The 21,970-nt window shown below is 34.6% G+C and carries 14 protein-coding genes; 2 read left to right on the plus strand and 12 right to left on the minus strand.

Going from position 1 to position 21,970, the window contains the following annotated elements; all coding sequences use genetic code 11:
• Positions 1–15 precede the first annotated feature (15 nt).
• Positions 16–1,185: a hypothetical protein gene (locus FLP_RS08490; RefSeq protein WP_065449088.1), complete on the minus strand. Its 1,170-nt coding sequence runs from the start codon at positions 1,183–1,185 to the stop codon at positions 16–18.
• A gap of 556 nt (positions 1,186–1,741) precedes the next feature.
• Between FLP_RS08490 and FLP_RS08495 the strand changes: the two genes are divergently transcribed.
• Positions 1,742–2,659: a hypothetical protein gene (locus FLP_RS08495; RefSeq protein WP_065449089.1), complete on the plus strand. Its 918-nt coding sequence runs from the start codon at positions 1,742–1,744 to the stop codon at positions 2,657–2,659.
• Positions 2,660–2,853: 194 nt separating this feature from the next.
• On the opposite strand, the gene FLP_RS08500 is transcribed toward FLP_RS08495, so the two are convergent.
• From FLP_RS08500 to FLP_RS08525, 6 genes are all read right to left on the minus strand, one after another.
• Positions 2,854–4,872 (minus strand): glycoside hydrolase family 97 protein, encoded by a 2,019-nt coding sequence (locus FLP_RS08500; protein WP_065449090.1) that lies wholly within the window; start codon positions 4,870–4,872, stop codon positions 2,854–2,856.
• A 26-nt stretch (positions 4,873–4,898) separates the two neighbouring features.
• Positions 4,899–6,143 carry a glycoside hydrolase family 99 protein gene (locus FLP_RS08505; protein WP_065449091.1) on the minus strand — a complete coding sequence of 415 codons (1,245 nt, stop codon included), beginning with the start codon at positions 6,141–6,143 and terminating at the stop codon, positions 4,899–4,901.
• 233 nt (positions 6,144–6,376) lie between these two features.
• Positions 6,377–7,891: a RagB/SusD family nutrient uptake outer membrane protein gene (locus tag FLP_RS08510; protein ID WP_065449092.1), complete on the minus strand. Its 1,515-nt coding sequence runs from the start codon at positions 7,889–7,891 to the stop codon at positions 6,377–6,379.
• Positions 7,892–7,915: 24 nt separating this feature from the next.
• Positions 7,916–10,936, minus strand: coding sequence for a SusC/RagA family TonB-linked outer membrane protein (locus FLP_RS08515; RefSeq protein WP_083195830.1), 3,021 nt, complete (start codon positions 10,934–10,936; stop codon positions 7,916–7,918).
• 120 nt (positions 10,937–11,056) lie between these two features.
• The gene (locus FLP_RS08520; protein ID WP_065449094.1) at positions 11,057–12,139 is read right to left on the minus strand and encodes a hypothetical protein; all 1,083 of its coding nucleotides are present in this window, start codon (positions 12,137–12,139) and stop codon (positions 11,057–11,059) included.
• Between the two features lie 8 nt (positions 12,140–12,147).
• Entirely contained in the window at positions 12,148–12,672 is a 525-nt protein-coding gene (locus FLP_RS08525) for a DUF5004 domain-containing protein (protein WP_065449095.1), read from the minus strand.
• Between the two features lie 485 nt (positions 12,673–13,157).
• Between FLP_RS08525 and FLP_RS08530 the strand changes: the two genes are divergently transcribed.
• A complete protein-coding gene (locus tag FLP_RS08530; RefSeq protein ID WP_065449096.1) occupies positions 13,158–14,756 on the plus strand; it encodes a DUF6377 domain-containing protein in 1,599 nt (532 codons plus the stop codon).
• A gap of 238 nt (positions 14,757–14,994) precedes the next feature.
• Here FLP_RS08530 and FLP_RS08535 read toward each other — a convergent pair whose 3' ends face one another.
• From FLP_RS08535 to FLP_RS08555, 5 genes are all read right to left on the minus strand, one after another.
• Entirely contained in the window at positions 14,995–16,218 is a 1,224-nt protein-coding gene (locus tag FLP_RS08535) for a sterol desaturase family protein (RefSeq protein ID WP_065449097.1), read from the minus strand.
• A gap of 352 nt (positions 16,219–16,570) precedes the next feature.
• The gene (locus FLP_RS08540) at positions 16,571–17,857 is read right to left on the minus strand and encodes a Glu/Leu/Phe/Val family dehydrogenase (RefSeq protein ID WP_243397507.1); all 1,287 of its coding nucleotides are present in this window, start codon (positions 17,855–17,857) and stop codon (positions 16,571–16,573) included.
• A 462-nt stretch (positions 17,858–18,319) separates the two neighbouring features.
• On the minus strand, positions 18,320–19,174 hold the full coding sequence (locus FLP_RS08545) for a DMT family transporter (protein WP_065449099.1): 855 nt from the start codon (positions 19,172–19,174) through the stop codon (positions 18,320–18,322).
• Positions 19,175–19,238: 64 nt separating this feature from the next.
• Positions 19,239–19,832: a 2OG-Fe(II) oxygenase gene (locus FLP_RS08550; RefSeq protein WP_065449100.1), complete on the minus strand. Its 594-nt coding sequence runs from the start codon at positions 19,830–19,832 to the stop codon at positions 19,239–19,241.
• Between the two features lie 607 nt (positions 19,833–20,439).
• The gene (locus FLP_RS08555; RefSeq protein ID WP_065449101.1) at positions 20,440–21,903 is read right to left on the minus strand and encodes an AAA family ATPase; all 1,464 of its coding nucleotides are present in this window, start codon (positions 21,901–21,903) and stop codon (positions 20,440–20,442) included.
• Positions 21,904–21,970: the final 67 nt, after the last annotated feature.

A 21,970-nucleotide genomic window follows, 5' to 3' on the forward strand; every position in this document is an offset into this window, starting at 1 on the left:
AAAAATCAATTTGACTTAAACTGTTTTTCTTTTATAATTGAATAAAATGTAGATTAAGAACCCTATTAACCAAGCTCCTACAACAACAGCAAAGAAGATTTCGATAATAGAGGGATGAAGATAATTGGGTTGGTAAAACAAACGTTCCAATGTATCAAATTTATCTGTTAGCGCCTTTCTGTCATAATTATTTCTAATCGCATTCAGAGGTTCATTATCATGATTTTGATAAAACCTAACGTCTTTGGCCAGATCTTTTGGTACTATACTTGTTTCGATCTTATATTTTCTTAAAAGGGTATCCAGCTTTTGAAAATTATAGAGTAATGAATCTTCTTTAATGGTATAAAGCAGCTTATATCGTTTTACCGCAGCATCATATTGTTGTTTCTCTATCGCAATACCTTTTACAGGCTTGTACAAAGCTTTATTTTTTATAAATATGCAAATATCCTCGTCGTAGTCAGGATTTACATTCCTGCCTTTGTAGATGATTTCGGTGCTGTCTTTTATAGTATTTTTTTTGATGATACGCTCCAGAAGTTCTTTTTTACCAAAACCAATGCTGTCTAAAATCGTACTCGTTGCTGTAGAGAGTTTATCTAAATCTGCTGTTAACATTTTTAGCGTGTCAATACTGTAATAATTATATTCTACACTATAATAGCTACCAATCAAAGTACTGTCGGCAACTTCAATAACCGGATAAGGTTTTGGGTATAATATATTTACAGGATTAAATAATTTCTCTGAACTGTACGAAGTATAATTATACAAAAACGGACGTAAGACATTCAGCAGCACTTTGTCCTTATTCAGCTTTTTCTCAGACAATTCAGTTCTTAATTTGGCATTTAGTCCAAAACTATAACTAATGAAAAATGAAAAACTAAAAAAAGAAATAAGGAGCAATAAGCCTCCTATTTTAAGCAGTTTTACAAAAGAATAATTTTGTTTCGAGTGGTTCTTTAATAAAAAAATCAGGAAAAAAAGCAAAAACAAACCTGTTATAAAAAATTGCGAAATAGATACATCGTCATAGAACTTAAATCTGTAAAATTCGGTATAGATGTCGATATTCCCAATTCCTTCAAACTTAAAATAGCCATATAAAAAATAGCCTAAATGAATCAATAATAGTACTACGAAAGACTTTACAAGGTATTGTTTTAATTTTTTATCCATAATTGTTTTCAGATTTACTCTCAAATATAGCCTAAATCAATTACAATGGCAATGGCAAAAATCAATATCAATGAAAATTACAATGGCAATGGCAATTACAATGGCAATGGCAAAAATCAATTACAATCAAAAATAAGATAGAATACAAAATTTTAAAAAAAATATTTCATTGATACTCTTTTTGATATTGAAATTGAGTTTTGAAATTGATATTGATAATGAATTTTAAATTGAGTTTTGATATTGAATTTTGATATTGATATTGAATTTTGATATTGATATTGATATTGATATTGAATTAGGGCGTACCACCATCGCGGCGGACTACTCCTATCCCTCACGCGGCTCACTTTTTTATAAGACATTTTCCCGAAAATTACCATTCTAATAATAAAGGTTTCTAAATTAAATGTATACTAACAAAGCCTACAAAACCTATAATTTACTGATATTCAGATGTAATTTATAAATTACAAGATCTAAAAACAAAAATGAATGATTTTTTTTGTTAACTTTAAGTGTTAAAATTTTATCAATAAATTTAAAAATAAATCCAATGAAAAAATTATTTTATTTTTTGATAGTTTCTCTTTCCTTTCTTTCAATTCAGGCACAAACCACTGCAGAAATTCCTGCAGAAAATCCTTTACCTTCTCTACAAGGAAATAGTTCAGAAGACTTTCAGGACTATGATGCTAACGAGTTACCCTGGCATGCAAGACGTTTTAAAATAACTGCGGGAGTTTTTTTTCCTGTCAATAATACACAAATCCAAGTGGGCAGCAACAATGGAAATCGTGGTACAGAAATAGACCTGGAAGATGATTTAGGATTTTCAAAATCAAGTACTTCCTTTGTGGGAACATTTGACTGGCGTATTTCAAGAAGATCAAGATTGGGTTTTGAATTTTTTGCTCTTGACAGAAGTTCATCGAAAACTTTACAAAAAGAAATTAATTTTGGAGAACACACCTATAATATAAACACAAGGGTTACTGCCTTTTTTGATGTTCAAATTGCCCGAATTGCCTATGGTTATGCCTTTTTATCTCAACCAAAATATGAGGCCGGTTTGCTAATTGGTGCTCACATTTTATTTGCTGATTTAGGAATACGCGTTGAAGCCAATCAGGCAATTGCAGAGTATAGAGATAATTTTAATTTTACTGCACCATTACCGGATGTGGGAATCTGGGGAGAATTTGTTTTAGCAAAACGATTTGGCTTATATGTTAATGCCAATTATCTTGCCCTAAAAATTGATAATATTGATGGCCGTATCATAAGTTATAATTTAGCTCTTTCTTATAATGTGCATCAAAATTTCAGTCTTACTGCAGGATATACAGGATTAAATTTTAAAGTAGATACTGAAAGAGACAGGCTAAACGGATATTTAAAATGGGGCTATAATGGTCCCACTATTAGTGCTGCTTATACTTTTGGGAATCATGTTAAGCTATATAAGCATTAGTTTTTTTAGAGGACCTAAGTTCCTAAGGTACTAAGATTCTAAGTTTTAGATACAAATGGTCAAAGGTTTTTTTCTGAAACTTGAAACTTGAAACCTGAAACCTGAAACCTGAAAAAATAACAAACCCGATAACTATTACGGCTATCGGGTTTATTGCTCAAACTTAAACTTAACTCAAAATAAAACTTACTAACTTATTTTTCTATTGGAGTAAATTTTATAGCTGTTCCTCCTCCAGCTGCCAACTTAAGATCTAACATTGTTTTATTGTTTACTTTTTGTTTTGAAATGGTCACAGGATACGGATTTGTTTTGTAATTTGCTCCTGCTCCATCTGCATACACTTCGGCTTCGTATTCTTTTCCGGCATCTAAAAACGATAATGCAACTTTAAGATTTCTTGCATAACTATTTGTGATAGCGCCCAAATACCAGTTTTTCTCGTCCCAGTCTTTTCTCGCAATGGTAGTATATTCTCCTATTTTAGAATCTAAAACTTTGGTATCAGACCACGTGCAGGGAACATCTTTTATGAACTGAAATTCCGGTTTTCCTTCGTAATTCTCCGGTAAATCTGATGCCATTTGCAACGGACTGAAAATAATGACATACAAGGCCAACTGGTTTGCCAAAGTCGTTTGTACTCTTGCTCCTGATGGTGTTTTATAATCAAAATTGAAATTCCCCGGCGTATAATCAAACGGACCAGAAAGCATTCTGGTAAAAGGTAAAGTGGTTAAATGTTCCGGAGTATTTCCTCCATCTACAGACCAGGCGTTGTATTCCTGTCCTCTTCCGCCTTCTTGCGTCATAAAGTTTGGGTACGTACGCTGTAATCCGGTTCCTTTTATAGGTTCGTGATTGTCGATCATGATATGATATTTAGCCGCAGTTTCCATTACTTTTCTGTAATGACGTGCTCCGTACTGGCTGTCGTGCCATTCTTTTTTATCCAGATATTTATTTACATAACCCGTTTTTACGGTATTTACGCCCATTTTCTGATACAGTTTAAAAGCATCTTCTAATTGGCTTTCATAATGTTTTGTGGCTCCGGCCGTTTCGTGATGTCCTATTAAACGAACATTTTTGATGGCGGCATATTTTGTAATTTCTTCCAGATTAAAATCAGGATAGGCTTTTACAAAACTAAAAGAAGAGCCATCAGCCGTCCAGTCGCCATCCCAGCCTTCGTTCCATCCTTCTACCAGAACTCCGTCAAGATTGTTTTTCGCCGCAAAATCAATGTATTCTTTTGTGTTTTTAGTCGTCGCGCCATGTTTTGGTCCTTGTCCCCAGGTGAATTTTTCTAAGTGCATTCCCCACCAGATTCCGATATATTTTGAAGGTGTAATCCAGGAAAGGTCTTCAATTTTTGAAGGATCATTTAAATTTAGCATGATGGTCGAAGTGGCTAATTCTCCCGGAGTTTTTCCTACCACAATGGTTCTCCACGGAGTTCTAAATGGCGTTTGAGCATATACTTTTACACCATTTGCCCACGGCACTAATTCGCTTTTGTATTGTTTATCATTTGTTTTAAGTAACGTCATTGAGGCAAAATCGGTTAGGTTGGCTTCGTGAATCGCCACAAATAATTTTTCTTTGGTTTCTAAAGTCGCCGGTGTATTGATGGTATCGGTTTTACTAACAGCAGTTTTACGGTAGGTACTTTCGTAATAGCTGTTTTCGCGATGCACCGGAATCCACCACACCTCATTATCTGATTTAAAAGTGAATTGCGTGATTTCGTTTGAAATTTCTACTTTCCCTAAATTAGGCTGTTTTGGAAATTCATATCTAAAACCAACACCGTCATCAAAAACCCTGAAAACAATATCAACCAGACGTTCTTCACCTTTTGATTCTTTCAAATGCACAATCAGTTCATTGTGGTGATCTCTTACTTTTTTGAATTCGCCCCAAGGCTGTTCCCAGGTTTCATCAGCTGCTTTTTCTTCGGTGGAAACTACTTCAAAACCTTCTGTCATTTTTTGGATTCCTTTAAATTCAAATCCTAATAACGAAGGTTCTATAACAGATTTTCCGTTTGATGTAAAACTATATTGCGGCTGACCCGAAGGCGTTAATTCAAAAACCAATTCGGTATTTTTTCCCGGAGAACTTATTTTGTATGTTTTTTTAGTACTGCAGGCAACGATCAACATTGATGCTAAAGCGATTAGACAGTATCTATATTTTATGTTTTTCATTATTTAATTGTATTAATTACAACTCTTTATTTAATTTCGTTTAGTAACTGTTTTGCTTTTGCTGGCTGCATCGAGACAAAATAATTAAAAGCCTGATCTAATTTTTTCTGGGCATCGGCATTGCCTTTCTTTTCTAATCTCAGATTATACATTTTACTGATTTCAGGAAAAACAGTTTCGGTGCTTTTTACGCCCGCAAATGCTTTTACTTTTTCGATATACGTATAACCAAATTCTACTGTTGGTTCGAACATTGTTCCTTCTCCAAAGTCATTCCAGGTAATTAATTGCAGGTAATTTAAATTTGCATTTTTAGCCAGAGCAAGTGTTTCATCAAGAGTTGCTCCGTTGTTGTGTTCTATTGTCCATCCAATTGCAGCTCCGCCACCACCTTCGGCATAAAAATCTTTAAAACCGGGATAAGCGCCTCCCATTGCAACAGCTAATTTTGGTTTGTTATTGGTATAAAAATTACTGAGATAAGTGTTATTTTTATATACCCAGGCATATTCTCCCGAAGCATTATCGCCGGCATCTACAGATTCGTTCCAGAGTGTTAAAAAAGTAGGTTTTGTGGTCAGAACATTAAAAACGTTGGTCCATTCGGCTTGTGTTTGTAATACGATTGGCCCGAAGTTAAGCAGTAATGGTTTTCCGTTTATTTTGATGTAATTTTTATCATCAAAATAGTTTTTCTCCATATAAGATAAATCGGTTTTGGCTGCACTGGTAACCGAAATTGCTTTTCCGGCGTTGACAACATTTGGCAAAAATCGGTCTTCATAAACAATGGCATATTCTAGTCCAACTTTGTCCAGCATCGCGATAAGCTGTTCTGTATTTTCTTTTATCATTCGATAATCGTTTACATCAAAAGTGCCGTACCAATCGATAAGAACACCATCGATTCCTGAATATTTCATCAATAATAAATGATTTTCGATTACATTTTTATCGCCTGAATGATAAGGACCAATGAGTGGATAATAATACGACGCAATGTCCCTGCGATTGTTTGCACCAATGTTGTTTGGATTTTTGTTGGACATTGTCCAGTGATATCCCCATTTTTTATCGGCACTACTTTCATTGGTTTCAAACCAAGGCATATAATGAACATAAATTTTGGTGCTATTTGTTTTTTCAATCGCAACAGGTTCAATTGTTTCCGGTTCTGTGGGAGTATCAGAATTTTTATCATCGCTGCTACAACCGGCGGCGACTAAAACATTCATGATCCCAAAAAACAATAATGTGATAGCTCTTTTCATATTGATGTATTATTTACTTTATAATTTGCCAGAGATAAAAAAGAATTAAAAATTGAGAATTAAAAATTAAAAATCTGCTGTATTTGCGTAAAAAAAAATTACTCGAAATAGTATGATCCTTAAAACATTTTTAATTTTTAATTCTCAATTTTTAATTTAAATAAGCTTCTCTACGTTTTAAAATATGTCAGCCTTCCACGACTAACCAACATGGAAGACTGACATTCAATAACCTAGTTTACAGGATACCCAGGATTTTGTACCAGATTTTTATTTGTTGTGAGCACTGTACTTGGAATTGGGAAAATCGCTCTGTATTTCTCCGTTGGTCCTTTTTCCCACCATGAGTCGAAGAATGTTCCAAAACGGATGTTGTCTGTTCTTCTTCTTCCTTCAAAAGTAAATTCCTTAAGTAATTCTTTGTCTATAAAAGCAAGATCTATTACGGTAGGCATTTCTTCTCCGGCACGTGCTGTAATTTGCTGTACAAAAGGTTTTGCCAAATCTGCAGCTCCTAAACGTACATAACATTCCGCTTGCATCATTAAAATTTCGGCATAACGAATTAAAACTAAATCATGATCACGTTCCCATTGTTCACCGGCTTTCATTTCGTATTTTCCTAAACGAACGCCCTGGTTTTCTTTGGCATCAGCCACACTTGTAATTTCTTCTGTATAAGTTAAAGGTTCTCCGTTATCCATAGTAATTACAGAACCTGTAGCTACACTAATCTGATCTCCTGCCACCATACATTTTCTTCTTTTGTCTGTAGCAGCAAAAGCAGAATAAACGCCCGGTTGTGCACACATTCCGTTGGCACTCCACGGATAATCATTTCCTGAGGCAGAAATGGTTAGTTTATGTAAATAGTGAAGCGACATTGAGTTCATATAATTTCCTACTGTTCCGGCTTTTTGATCGTAAGGAATAGCGAAAATAATCTCTGGTGATTTTTCATTTTCTGTGGCAAAATTGGCAAAGAAATCAGGCGCTAAAGTATATCCTGTTACTTTTTGGCACATATCAATACAATCCTGCCAACGCGGTGTACCAATAAAAGCTTCTGAATTTAGGTACAATCTTGCTAATAATGAATACGCTACATTTTTTGTTAATTTAGAATACACCACATTTGAAGTTAAATGCGGAATAGCGTCCAGCAATTCTTTTTCTACGAAATCATATACTTGTTTTCTGGTAGAATTTGACGGCAAAGAGGTATCTTCAAAATTTACTACAATTGGTACATTCCCAAATAAATCTAAAAGATTATAGTAATAATAAGCTCTTAAGGATTTTAATTCGGCATAAATTGGCGCTTTTGCCGCAGCTGTCAAGCTTGATTTATCTACCTGATAAATAATCGAATTGATTTTTGCGATTCCGGTGTAATTGTAACGCCATGCCGATAAAATCATACGGTTATCTGTTTTCCAGGTATGTCTTTGTGCATCCTGATATTGTCCGCCATCATACCAATTGGTTCCTCTGGTAGGAATGGTAGCCTCATCGGAAACTGTTTCATTCAAAAAGAATACGTATTCACAAGTTGGATAATTGGTAGAGATACCATCAGAGAATCCTCGTAAAGAAGAATAGGCTCCTCCTACTAATGCATCAACTTCTTTTGGAGTTTGTCCAAAATTCCCGTCTTCTACTCGATCATATAAATCTTCATTTAAATCTGTACATGATATCGTAAAAAGCATGCTTACTACTAATAATGCTGTTATTTTGACTTTCATTTTTTATATTTTTGAGTTATTCGCTTAATTATTCAGCGTAAAATTTAATCCAACAGAAATCGTAGTTGGTCTAGGATAATTATTGTATCTGTCAATTCCGGGAGCCGCTAATCCGGTTAAATCCATTACTCCGGTTTGATTGATACCGTCTTGCGCATTTAAACCAATTTCAGGATCTACACCTTTGTATTTTGTAAATACGGCAAGGTTTTCTCCCATAAGATAAATTCTAAGTTTTGAACTTTTGTATTTTAATGGCAAAGTATATCCTACTGAAACTGTTTGAAGTCTGAAAAAAGAAGCGTCTTCGATCCAGTAATCTGAATATTTTGGAGCTGATGTTATGCCGCTATTCAGGAAATCATCCGGAACATTAAAAGTGGGTAATCTGTTAGGATCGTTCAACATCATGTTGGTTGCGTTTAATGCTTTTTGACCAAACATTCCGTATCCTGTAACACCTAAATCAAAATTTCCGTAAGTAAAATTCATTCCGATACCCATTGTCAAATCAGGCTGAATATTTCCTAAATCTCTTTTATCAGCATCTACCAGAGCACTTTCTGCCACTACACTTCCCGCTGCATTATAGTATTGAATTTTACCATCTGCATCAAGACCGGCATTTTTGAATCCCCAAAAAGTTCCAACGGGATAACCCTCGGCAATAATTTGAGAATATTGTCCTGACATACCCGCTAATCCGTGAAGAGATCCGCTGTAAATGACGTCTGTTTTATAAGTAGGATTCGATAACTTTTCTATTTTTTGAACGTTATGTCCTAAAGTTAAATTGGCATTCCATGAAAATTTATCTCCTTTTATGATATCTGCATTCAATGTAAGCTCCACTCCTTTATTAGACATTTCACCAACGTTAGCCAGCATTGTTCCTACTAAATAAGGAGGCTGAGGCACTTCGTAAGTATAAAGCAAATCGTCTGTGTTTTTTGAATAATATTCGAATGAACCTGTAATTCTGTTGAATAAACTAAAATCGACACCAATGTTCAATTGTTTTGTTGATTCCCATTTTAAATCAGGATTTGGGTTTTGTTTTGGCGAATAAGCCAAACTCCATCTTCCTGTAGTGGGATCGTAATAACTGTCGTTACCCACACCTAAAATCGAAAGCGATTTGTACTCTCCAATTCCGTCCTGATTACCGGTAACTCCATAACCTACTCTAAATTTAAGAGTGTCTAACCAACCTTTTGTTGAACTCATAAATTCCTCGCTCGAAACTTTCCAGGCTACAGATGCAGATGGAAAAGTTCCCCATTTATTGTTTTCTCCAAAACGGCTTGAACCATCTCTTCTTACTGTACCGGTTAGCAAATATTTTCCGTCATAAGAATAGTTGGCGCGGGCATAAAACGAAACCAAATTTGATTTCCCTTTATATGAATACACATCGCCCAAACGATAATTGTAACCTGCACCAAGATTGTTATAACTAAAAGCATCAGTAACAAAACCACTACGCTGTGCGCCAAAACCTTCGTAAATATTCTCTAAGTAAGAATATCCGGCAAGAGCTCCAATAGTGTGTTTATCAATAACTTTATTATAATTTACATACAGTTCTCCTTGCGCATTGGCATATTCAGCATATGTTTTTTGAGCATATCCTTTTTCATCTATTCCCTCCATAATGGCGTAAGATGGCTTGTATGTGCTACCTTTTACTGCATTATGTTCGTATGAAATATTCGCTACAGCAAGAAAATCTTTTAAAAATTTCACTTCGGTTTTAAAATAACCTAATAATCTGTGTCTTTCGTTATCAACGGTTCTGTTGGTTAAAATTTCAACCGGATTTTGGTAAATATTTCCACTTACAGCAGAGAATTCTCCGTTAGCATCATAAACCGGAATGGTTGGATTTAAATTGTAAGCACGCTCAAAAATTCTGTAATCCATTGGGTGCCATTTATCAACATTGGCAAATAAACCCATGTCGAATTTTACGTCTTTATTATCTCCAAGATATTGGTAAGCGTTAATATTTCCGCTTAATCTTTCAAGACCTGTTTTTTTGATAACTCCTTCGTTGTTTAAGTACGAAAGTGAAGTTCTAAAACCGCTATCAGCTTTACCAGAATTAATACTTAAAGTATGCGATTGCGAAATAGCGGTTTGCTGGATTGCTTTTTGCCAGTTTGTATTTCCACCATAATCAACAGCATCATTGTTTCCTGTATTACGGACATAACCTCTCCATTGATTGGCTGATAAAAGATCTAAATTATCTGTTACATAACCCACACTTGATAATCCGCTGTAGGTTACAGAAACTCCTTTTGTACCAGATTTTGTTGTAATGATAATAACACCGTTTGCTCCTCTTGATCCGTAAATGGCTGTCGCCGAAGCATCTTTAAGAACGTCTACTGATTTAATATCTGATGGCTGAACGATATTGATATCAACCCCGGCAATACCATCAACCACAATAAGCGGACTGTTGCTTGCCGTAAGTGAAGTTCCTCCACGTAAACGTATGGTAGAACCTGCAGCAGGATCTCCAGAAGGACGAATGATATTTAATCCCGCTACTTTTCCTTGCAAAACCTGTTCTGTAGAAGAGATTGTTCCTTTTACCAGATCATCGGCTTTTACACTTGAAATTGCACCTGTTAAATCTGATTTCTTTTGCGTTCCGTACCCAACAGAAACTACCTGAACTTCGGCAAGCTGATAACCATCATTTTGCAAACGAACGTCGATGTTTTGTTTTGTTGCCGCTGTAATCTGAACCTTTTGGTTGGTAGATCCAATAAACGAAACTTCGATAGCACCTCCTACGGCTACATTCAAGACAAATTTTCCGTCAAAATCTGTAGTGGTTGCATTTCTGGTTCCAACCTCAATTACCGTTGCTCCCGGCAATACACTTCCTGTATTATCATAAACAGTACCTGATACCTGCTTTTTTTCCTGCGCAAACATTCCTGCGGAAAGAAAAAGCATGAAAATCATGAATACCACATTTTTAGTAGTCCACATTTGATGCAGGACTATTTTTTTATTTTTACTATTCATATCTAGTTATTTATTTTTTTATATCGGTCATATGTAATTTGCATATCAATTTTTGGCATTACGACCAATTTTTGGGTTATGCTCATTTCATTAGAATTGATGTTTTAATTTGATAGTGAATTACTTGTCTAAAGTTTTAAGTGGAATCGTTGTATTCGAAATTGTTTTGTCTTTATTGTCTTTTACCACAACATGAATTTCACTTAAATTTGGAACATCCTTAAGTTCTGAAACCAAATTCACAAATCCTTTTATTTCAGCCGTTCCTCCGGTAAACTCGCCCGAAATAACTTTGCTTCCGGCTGTAATGGTGTAGATTAATTTGTTTACACCCGATTCGTTATTTTTTCTTGACATTCCAAGAAAATCTTTCTGACTTATCTGTAAAGGGAAAAATCCAAAAACCGGTGCTGGTGGTGGTACAAAAGCTCCAGCGTACAAAACCTGATCCGGAGTTGTTCCTGCCCAGTTGTCTTTTACCATAAGGAAAACCAGATTTTCCATCACGAAACCGTCCGGAGCATTGTAATAATCTTTTGGAACTAAATCCATTTTATAAAAACCGTTTCCTAAGTCTTTCAATTTTGTTTTTTCGGCAATTTCCGGTTTCGATGCTTCGTACATTTGCTGAATAGTCCAGTCGTTAAGTCCGCTATGCATGTGTACGCTTGTTGCACCTGCAAATCCCGAAGCCAGATTGGCATTAAACAAAATACTAACTCCTTTATCGATTGTTGGTTTTGTTGGGTAAGCTCTGATCAGCTCATTCGCCGTATAAAATGAAGAAAAATCCGTGTATGGCATATTCGCCACTTCACTTTGTTTCGATCCGTTTTTGTTTTTTATACGAAGCCAAAATCCTGCACTTGCTGCAATTTCAGTTGGGGTTCTGGAGAAATATTCTGTTGGAGTTAAAGTAATACTCCAGATTTTGTCTTTTACATGAGTAAGTTTCGCAAAGTCTGATGAGTTTTCCCAATTTCCTGCATCCGGTTCTGATGGCGACCAAATCCATAAATATAAAACTTCATTTTCAGCAAATGTTGTCGCTGAAAGATCAAAAAACCACGTCACTTTTTCATCATATTTGTATACTACAGGAAATGATGTCATACTGCCTACAGCTCCGGTTGTTTCTTGTGCCTGCACAAAATTAGGAGCGATTAATAAGGCAAGTAAAATTGTATATATAAATTTTTTCATATTACTTTTTAATTAATAGCAGTTAATTTAAACACATAGGAAATAAACACACTTCCGCCGGAAACACGTGCTAACTGAATTTCCATCTCTCCGTTTTTGCCCGGAACCGATGATAATCGAAGTTCATCTGTTTTTTGAGTTTTTTGAGCATCACTGTACAAATAAATTTTGACAGGGTTACCCGGATTTGTTGGCTGAAAATCTGAACTTAACTGCCAGTATCCTTTTGGAGCAAATAAAGGAGGAACATCTCCTGTAACTTCGTAACTTGTTGGATTGTTCTTTTCATCTACATTAAACTTGATTTTAAAATCTTCGTAGTTGAAATAGGTACTCAAGTTTTCTTCGCTTGGCTCGATCTTATTTGCCTTTGCAAATTCATCGACCATTTTCAAATTTGTCAATCCCCAGTTTCCATTTACTTTCTCATAAATGGTAATCGGATCAACGTAGCTTCCGTCTTCTGTGTTATCACAGCCAATGGCAAATAAACACATAAAAACAGCTAACCAGTAAATACTTTTACATCTCATAAATTTTGGTTTTTGTTAGTTTTTTTTATCCCTTAAAAAGGACAGTACGAAACTAGAGGTTAAATAAATCTAAAAAAAAACATCTGTGAAAAATCAAGATATAATTCAGTAATTTAAAACTCTAATTAATTAAAAATCAACAAACTATAACATTTTCGTAAATTAAAAAATCAAGGTTCTGTTGAGATGAAAAACGCAAATAAACTATGGTAAAAATGACAATAACTAAATTAAAACAGATTTTTTTTTCACTATACATATATTTAATTCCTTTTTATTGTATAATTGCAAGTTATTAGAGTACTTTTAACATTCTAAACCCGGTTTCACACGATAATTACTTCACTTTTCTTATATATATTACAAAAGAAGCTACACAATTTTAAAAGTTGCTAATCATCAGCTCTTAAACTATTTTTGAATTAAAAACGAATTAACTCAAGCCGAACTAAATTTTTTCTTACCTCCTAAACCAAACCAAAAACATGCGAAGAATAGTAATTCTGTATTTTTTACTTGCAGGTTTTTCTCTCTCTGCGAAAGAGACAAATCCTGTTCTGGAAGAATTAGATAAAGTACTCCTTAAAAAGGAAATCTACTTAAAACAGAAGTATCGTAAAATAGAAACGCTAAAGAAAAACGTTTCCAAGTTTACTCTGAGCCAGAACAACGAACAGCTTTATGATACTTATATGCTGCTGTTTGAAGAATATAAATCTTTCAAATACGACTCGGCTTATTACTATTTAGAACAAGCCAAGATCAAAGCTATCGTACTTAAAGAACCTATTTATTTGGCCAAAAGCCGAATTAAAGAAGGTTTTGTATTGCTTTCCTCAGGTCTTTTTAAAGAAGCTATTGATACCCTGAATGTTATCGACGATAAAAAACTCGATCAAAGAAATAAATTCGAATTTTATTCGATCAAAGCCCGCGCTTATTATGATCTGGCAGATTATAATAAAGATCAGCGTTTCAATATCCATTACATACAGCAAGGAAATCATTTCCTCAAAAAGGCGTTAGAATTAATAGGAACCAATACGAACGAATATTGGGCCGCAGAGAGCTTAAAACGCCTAAAACAGCAAGACTGGCGTGGCGCCGAATTTGCGTTCAGCTACTGGATCAACAATTATCAATTACCATCTGATTATTACGGAATTGCAACTTCAAGTCTGGGCTATATTTATTCTGAAAGAGGCTATACTAAAAAGGCGATTCAATATCTTGCTCTTGCAGCTATCGCCGATGTCAAAAATGCTACAAAAGAAACCGTTGCCCTTAGAAATTTGGCCAATGAACTCTTTAAAATGGGGTATCTGGACAAAGCCAATGAGTACATTAATATTGCCATGGATGATGCGACTTTTTATAATGCGAGACATCGTAAAATTGAAATTTCGTCGATATTGCCTATTATCGAAAAAGCGCAATTAAACAATGTAAAAGAAAAAAATGATAAACTCGAAAAGATTATTATTCTGCTAACGATTCTTACGGTAATTATTATTTTGTTTTCGATTATCATTTTTAAACAATTGAAAGAAAGAAATAAAGCCAGAAAAATAATGGCTTCGTCATACGCGCAGCTTCAGGAAATGAATATTAGTCTGAGTGAAGCTAATGCTATTAAAGAGGAATACATTACTTATTTTATAAAGGCAACTTCAGCTTTCATTAATAAAATAGATCACATTCAGAAAAGCACGCTTCATAAAATCATTACCAAAAAAACAGACGAAGTTATTGCAAGTTTAAAACGCTATAATGTAAAGGAAGAGCGCGAGAATCTTTTTCATCAGTTTGACGAAATCTTCCTAAAGTTATTCCCCACTTTCGTAACCGATTTTAATCATTTATTCCCAAACGATCATAAATGTGTGGTAAAAAAAGGAGAACTTTTAAATACTGAATTGCGCATTTTCGCTTTGTATCGCTTAGGCATTCAGGACAGCAATCAAATGGCGGAATTTCTGGAACTTTCTGTAGCTACCATTTATACGTACAAAACCAGAATCAAAAGCAAATCAGATTTTAAGGATACTTTTGAAGAGAAGATTATGGCGATTAAAACGATATAATTTTTTTGCCCACGGATTTTACGGGTTTAAACGGATTATCGCAGATTCTCTTTTTTTCAACCTTTGAGAAAAAATAGCCACGAATTCACGAATTATTCACATAATGACTGTGCATAATAATTCGTGAATTCGTGGCTGTTTTTCTAATCCTTTATTCGGTTCCCAAATCATACAAATTCATCTAATAAAAAATCTGTGAAAATCCGTTTAAACCCGTAAAATCCGTGGCCCAATTTTTTCACTCTGAAGCCTCTAATTGAAGAACAACATTTTGATATCGTGTACTTAACGAAAATAACTGTTCTGCAAAAATCATAATGGCTAGCGGAATAAAGAAAAATGAAGTTAAATTTTCTATGTATAAAAAGTACGTCGTAAACATAAAAATACGCGCATATTCAAGATAGTACATCCATTTTCGCTGTTCTAATAAAGCACCACAATTGACTAAAGTTATGAGGATAATCGAAAGCACAAAAACCTTATCAACAACATTCAAATATTCGAAATAATACGTAAAAACTGTTAAAAATAAAGTGCAGAATCCCAATTGAATATATAGATAATTCTTAAATCGAAGCCTTTGATGCGGATTGGTTTTATCCTGCAGAAATCGCTTTTCTAATATAGGACGAATATCCTGATCCATGTGTGCGGGACTTCCAAAAACGGCTTTCCATTTGGCTTTAAAGCCTTCAGAACGTTTCCATAATTCGTAGATTTCAAAATAATAATGAAAATGCTGCCAAAGGAAACTATAACTTTTTAGCGGATGCGTTAAACCGTATTTTGGTTTTTCTTCTTCTTCCTGAAAAGTGCCAAAAAGACGATCCCAAAAGGTAAACATATCGCCATAATTTTTATCTAAATATTTCTCGTCAGAAGCATGGTGAACGCCATGAACAGATGGTGTTACAAAAACATATTCCAGCCATTTTATTCGGCCTATAAGTTGTGTGTGCGTGAAGAAAGAATAAGCACCGTGAACAATAAGCATAGTAATGACCATTGACGGATGAAAACCAACCAACGGAAGTACGCACCAAAATCCGGTTCTTACAACGGCCTGAAAAGTAGTAATTCTGGCCGCCGCGGTAAAATTAAATTCTTCGCTATGATGATGCACAATATGTGCAGCCCAGAAAAAGTTGACTTCATGCCCCAATCGATGGTACCAATACCAAACAAAATCAGTAGCAAGAATCAAGGCAAACCAAACAAAAACATTGCTTGGGATATCAAAAATTCTATAATTGTCATATATCAAATAATACAATTGATAAAAACTTGCGGCTATAAATAAATTGATCAGTCGCTCTGCAATACCAATGCTAATATTAGACACTGAACTTTCGTAGTTAAAAATTTCCGGTCTCTTTTTGCGTTGCACTAATTTATATTCTAAAAATAAAAACAGAAAAAAAGCAGGCATTGCAAAAGCTAGAAAATTAATATGTTTCATTTTAAAAATTCCTTTTTTGATTTAAAAAAAACTCAAATACATTTTACTATAAACACAGGGACAATTATTTTTAACACATAGAAACATAGCTTTTGCTTACTCAAAAAAAAGGACGTTTCACTTATCTAAATTCACATCCCGATAGCTATCGGGACTATGCGAAAGAAATGTATTTCTTTTTGTATCCTTTATTTCACATAAAATCCTATGTTTCTATGTGTTTAATAATTTTTTACGTCATACAGTGCATTACTATTAACTTAAAACAAAGATATTTTCATAGATTAATACCTTCTCTTTTGAAAATAATAGTAATCAATGAAAACAGTCTTTATATGCTAAAACCTAATTTTTAATTCTGCTTAAATTTTGGCTCAGCCAAAGCAACTTCTTTTACAGATTGTGTATCGGCTACTTTTTGCAAAGCAATAATGTAGGCAGCAATACGTGGCGTTACATTGTGTTTGGCAGCGATTCTAAAAACAGTTTCAAAACCTTTTTCTAAAATATCCTCTAAGCGTGTATTAATCTGATGGATTCTCCAGGATTCTAAAAGCGAATTCTGAAGCCATTCAAAATAAGAAACAGTAACTCCGCCGGCATTCGCTAAAATATCCGGAACTACCAATACATTATTATGATGTAATATTTGATCAGCATCAGACGAAACTGGTCCGTTTGCACCTTCTACAATAATTTTAGCACGAATGTCATGGGCATTTTTTTGCGTGATTACATCTTCTTTGGCAGCCGGAATCAATACATCTACATCTAACAATAAGAGATCTTCATGTTTGATGGCTACTGAATTTGGATATCCTTTAATGCTTTTGTTATTCAAATTATAATACAGAATTAATTCCGGAATATTCAATCCCGCGGGATTGTAAAAAGCTTCAGAAACATCACTAACGGCGACTACTTTTAGTCCTTTTTCGAACAAAAACAAAGCCGAATGCAATCCTACATTACCAAATCCCTGAATCGCCACAGTAGATCTTGCAGGTCTTAGTTTTAGTTTTTGAAGCGCCAATAAGGTAATGATGCTCACGCCTCTTCCGGTTGCTTCTACCCTGCCCAAAGATCCTCCTGAATGCAAATGTTTCCCGGTTACAACGGCATGAATTGTTTTGCCGTGAACCAGTGAAAATTCATCCATCAGCCAGCCCATTTCATCAGGGCCTGTTCCCATGTCTGGAGCAGGAACATCTTTTTCCGGACCAAAAATATCCGCTAAAGCTTTCGTATACGCTCTTGTAATTTTTTCTAATTCACTTTTAGAAAGTGTTCTTGGGTCACAAATGATTCCGCCTTTTGCTCCTCCAAACGGAATTCCGGTTACAGCAGATTTCCAGGTCATCCAGGCAGCAAGTGCTTTTACTTCGTCAAGATTTACGGCATTATCGTAGCGAATTCCACCTTTTGATGGCCCTAAAGCCGTATTGTGAATTACACGATATCCCTCGAAGTTTTGCTCTTTTCCGTTATCTAATGTGATAGAAAAATTAACAACAATTTGTTTTTCCGGTCGTTGCAGTTTCTGCCTGATAGATTCATCCAAATTTAAGATATCCGCAGCGATATTAAAGCGATCAATCATCGATTGAAAGGGATTCTGTTTTATTAATTGTGTACTCATGATATATATTTTTTTAATTTGGGTTTATTGGGTTTAGAAATTAATCCATTAAAAAAGTCCTTTTGATAGTTACAAAGAGCTTTTATTATTTTAATAATTACTACAACATGGAATTTTAATCAGACAACATTCCATCATACTATTTGTATTTCTATTTGATCTCATTTTATTCATTTTTTAATGGTTCTAAAAAAAAAGCCTTTCATGGTGCATGAAAGGCTAAAAAAAAAAATAACTAACAAGTTTTTCTCTATTAACGCCATTTCATCGCATCGTTTGACATGCAACACATCGTGAAGCTGCACATAAACGGGATGATATATAGACTAAAGTTTTTCATTGTCATTGCAAATCTATAAATTATATTTATAAATTCTATAGAATTAGTCGAGTTTATTTTAATAATTATTAAAATCAGCCTAAAAGAAGCTGTAAACTAACCAATTAAGAGTGAAAAATAAATTATTTAAATTGCGAAATAACGATAAAAACAATCGAAATCAGGGCTAAAAAGATCCCTATGAAATTAATTTTAGACAATTTTTCCTTAAAAAAAAGTAAACCAACAAGACTTCCTAAAACGATAACTCCCATATTCATTCCGGCAAAAACTGTCGAAGGATTTTCGGCGAAAGCCTTATGAGCTTTTAAATAAAACAGAATATTTCCGAAATTAAAGATTCCCACCAAAGCCCCAAAAAGGATGTTTTTAGGTTCTAATTTTACCTTTTTAATCCCTATTTCATAAATAGAAATTACTATCGCTACCGATAAAGCAACACAAAAAACAACAAATAAAGAGGTTGGATAAGGCAAACTCGTATAAAGTGCTACTTGTTTGAAAAGGATATCAATCACTCCAAATCCCAGTAAAACTGCAGCCGGGAAAAACCATTTATTTTCTGTGTTTGCAGATTGTTTTCTTAGAATAAACAAAAGAGCCATAAAACCTATAATGATCCCAATAACTTTATAAGAATTAAATTCTTCCTTAAAAATAAGCCATGCTGCCAATATGGGTATAAATAGAGATAAACGTTGCGCCGCATCAGTTTTTACGATCCCCATATGTTTTATAGAAGCCACCAGAGAAAGCAATACAAAAGGCAATAAAATCCCAATCGCAATGTAAATATTCCACGGTGCACTCGCATCGACTTCGGCCAGATTTGGATTAAAAGTAAAGTAACACAGCGCTAAAGCAATCGCATAATTGAAAGTCACAATTTGAGTTGGATTGCCTTTGTATTTTCGGGTTATTTTAAAAATCACACCCACAATTACGCTACATAAAATACTTAAAACAAGAAACAACATAGAATTAAATTTTGAGCACAAAAATAGTGTTTATCTACTTTACAACTTTAAAAAAGACAATTAATTAATCACTTTTCAACCAGCCTGTAATACTCATTCTTGTATTTTGAGTCACCAAAACTTCATGCACGAGTTCGTTGCTTTTAAAGAAAACCGTTTTTCCCTGAGTAGGCGAAATCTTTTGATTGTTATTTTCCTGATGAATCATCAATTCTCCACCGTCGCTTTCCTGCCAATTGCTGTTAAGATAGCTAATCATCGAATATTTTCGGCTTGGATTGTTTTTAAACTGATCCAAATGTTTCAGGTAAAAATCTCCAGTTTCGTATAATGAATAATGAAATTCGTAACCGGTAATTCCGGCATAACAACTTTCATTCAAATAAATAATAAAAGCATCAATTTGAGCAAAGAACTCATTTTCAAATACATTATTATGTTTTTTATCTAACCAATAAATCGAATCACTTCTAATTGCTCCATCATAAGACACTTTCTCTGAATTACCAATTCCGGCAGCCATCAACAAACTTTTCTCGTTTAAGTCGAGTAAATTTTGTTTTAAATGATTCGCCAGTTCAGGACTTAAAAAATGTTCTGAAATCCCTACTTTGTTTTCAATATAACTCGCAATCAGATCTTCGAAACCATTTTCCATTTTGTTTTTGGGAAAACTGCAAATACAGCTAACGGAGCAAGGTAGAGTAATTAAAAATGGTAACGGGTTTATTTTCAATAAATAAAAGAAGAGAAATACTTTGGGCGAGCCACCATCCCGATAAGAGGGCAAAATCACTATGCGCGTATTCGCCCTCTTATCGGGATGCTGTCGGGCTATCCGCGCTACAAGGTAGCTAGCTTCTATCCCTCTCGCGAGAGAACGGGCGTAGTATCCAGTCTCAGTTTTCAGTTTTCAGTCATTGTCTTTGTTTTTAGCCAGTCTTGTCATCCTGACGAAGAAAGGATCATACTAGAAACTCTGTAATAAAAATCATCTTTTTTTATAGAATTATGTTCGTGAGTCAACTTCTCGATAAAACTATGGCAATTTTTTTTACGGATTGTTTTGTCAGGCTGAGCGAAGTCGAAGCCCATTTCAATTGGAGCGCCCTTCGACTCCGCTCAGGGTGACAAACTTAAAAATTAGCCAAAAAAACTAAAATAAAAAACCCGACAGGTTTTTAAAACCTGTCGGGTTTGACTTGTAATACGCAATCTTAAATTAATAATTTATAACTCATAATTAATAATTGATAATTAATAATTTACAATTTACTAATATAACTTCCGTACATATCTTTAAACTGATGTCCTTGTGCAAAGCGATCTTTGCTTAATTTTTTATATTCTACCAATCCCCATAAAATAAATTCTTTAAAGAAATATTCGTCTTTTTTATCCAATTGCGGCTGGTATTTCTTCAATAAAACATCTAACGGCGTTACTTCATCCAAAATAGCCTGATATTCCTTATCCGAAGCATCATCTAATAATTCGAAACCACTTTCTGCAAAAAACCATTCGATTAAGTCTGAATATGGTGTTTTTGCATCTGGTTTTTCAAGCTTCTCGATTTTAGGTAAAAGTGTTGGGAATAACGTTCTGATAGCTGAACCTATTAAATTGTGCGCAACAAATGCCGCTCCCTCCTGCTCTCCTTCATAAACCAACTCTACTTTTCCGGTGATCGCAGGAATAATCCCAATGAAATCTGACAAACGTAAAGTCGTTTTATCTACTCCGGCTTTTAAGGCGCGGCGTTCTGCCGTACTCATTAAATTCTCGAAAGCAGTAATACTCATTCTCGCACTTACACCGCTTTTATTGTCGATGTATTCGCTGTCACGAGCTTCAAAACTTATTTGCTCTAAGATATCTTTGGCTAAACTTGGCACATAAACCAATTTATGTTGTGTTTCGTCCAGCTTTGCTTCTTGTTCTGTAATCGTTCTGGCGATAGCAACACTTTCAGGATAATGCGTCAGGATTTGAGACCCAATTCTATCTTTTAATGGCGTTACAATACTTCCACGATTCGTGTAATCTTCGGGGTTTGCTGTAAAGATAAATTGCATATCAAGTGGCATTCTCAGTTTAAATCCTCGAATCTGAATATCGCCTTCCTGCAAAATATTAAACAATGCTACCTGAATTCTGGCTTGTAAATCGGGTAATTCGTTGATGACGAAAATACAACGATTCGCTCGCGGGATCATTCCAAAGTGAATTACGCGATCATCAGCATAAGATAATTTTAAATTTGCTGCTTTTATCGGGTCAACATCTCCAATTAAGTCGGCTACGGTAACATCTGGAGTAGCTAATTTCTCGAAGAAACGTTCGTTTCTATGCAACCACGAAATTGGAGTTTCATCGCCCTTTTCGTCAATTAAATCTTTTGCAAAACGAGAAATCGGATTCAACGGATCGTCATTGATTTCAGAACCTGCAACAAACGGAATATATTCGTCTAATAATTCGACCATTTTACGCGCCAAACGTGTTTTTGCCTGACCACGAAGTCCTAATAAATTGATGTTATGACGGGATAAAATAGCGCGTTCCAGTTCTGGAATGACGGTATTTTCGAAACCATGAACCCCCTCGAAAACTGGTTTTCCGGATTTGATTTTCTCACGAAGATTATTTCGCAATTCGTCTTTGATACTTATACTTTTATATCCTGAGGCTTTTAATTGTCCTAATGTTGTTATATTATTTATTTCCATTTTTATTGAAATATGTTTTTATTGTTTTTATTTGAATGACAAAGATTGTGTCATTTCTTTGCGGAGA

The sequence above is a fragment of the Flavobacterium piscis genome, assembly GCF_001686925.1.
Lineage (GTDB): Bacteria > Bacteroidota > Bacteroidia > Flavobacteriales > Flavobacteriaceae > Flavobacterium > Flavobacterium piscis.

What these genes read in the sequence shown, in the direction of transcription:
- FLP_RS08490 (WP_065449088.1), bottom strand. Translation starts at nt 1,185, where the DNA reads ATGGATAAAAAATTAAAACAATACCTTGTAAAGTCTTTCGTAGTACTA.
- FLP_RS08495 (WP_065449089.1), top strand. Translation starts at nt 1,742, where the DNA reads ATGAAAAAATTATTTTATTTTTTGATAGTTTCTCTTTCCTTTCTTTCA.
- FLP_RS08500 (WP_065449090.1), bottom strand. Translation starts at nt 4,872, where the DNA reads ATGAAAAACATAAAATATAGATACTGTCTAATCGCTTTAGCATCAATG.
- FLP_RS08505 (WP_065449091.1), bottom strand. Translation starts at nt 6,143, where the DNA reads ATGAAAAGAGCTATCACATTATTGTTTTTTGGGATCATGAATGTTTTA.
- FLP_RS08510 (WP_065449092.1), bottom strand. Translation starts at nt 7,891, where the DNA reads ATGAAAGTCAAAATAACAGCATTATTAGTAGTAAGCATGCTTTTTACG.
- FLP_RS08515 (WP_083195830.1), bottom strand. Translation starts at nt 10,936, where the DNA reads ATGAATAGTAAAAATAAAAAAATAGTCCTGCATCAAATGTGGACTACT.
- FLP_RS08520 (WP_065449094.1), bottom strand. Translation starts at nt 12,139, where the DNA reads ATGAAAAAATTTATATATACAATTTTACTTGCCTTATTAATCGCTCCT.
- FLP_RS08525 (WP_065449095.1), bottom strand. Translation starts at nt 12,672, where the DNA reads ATGAGATGTAAAAGTATTTACTGGTTAGCTGTTTTTATGTGTTTATTT.
- FLP_RS08530 (WP_065449096.1), top strand. Translation starts at nt 13,158, where the DNA reads ATGCGAAGAATAGTAATTCTGTATTTTTTACTTGCAGGTTTTTCTCTC.
- FLP_RS08535 (WP_065449097.1), bottom strand. Translation starts at nt 16,218, where the DNA reads ATGAAACATATTAATTTTCTAGCTTTTGCAATGCCTGCTTTTTTTCTG.
- FLP_RS08540 (WP_243397507.1), bottom strand. Translation starts at nt 17,857, where the DNA reads ATGAGTACACAATTAATAAAACAGAATCCCTTTCAATCGATGATTGAT.
- FLP_RS08545 (WP_065449099.1), bottom strand. Translation starts at nt 19,174, where the DNA reads ATGTTGTTTCTTGTTTTAAGTATTTTATGTAGCGTAATTGTGGGTGTG.
- FLP_RS08550 (WP_065449100.1), bottom strand. Translation starts at nt 19,832, where the DNA reads ATGGAAAATGGTTTCGAAGATCTGATTGCGAGTTATATTGAAAACAAA.
- FLP_RS08555 (WP_065449101.1), bottom strand. Translation starts at nt 21,903, where the DNA reads ATGGAAATAAATAATATAACAACATTAGGACAATTAAAAGCCTCAGGA.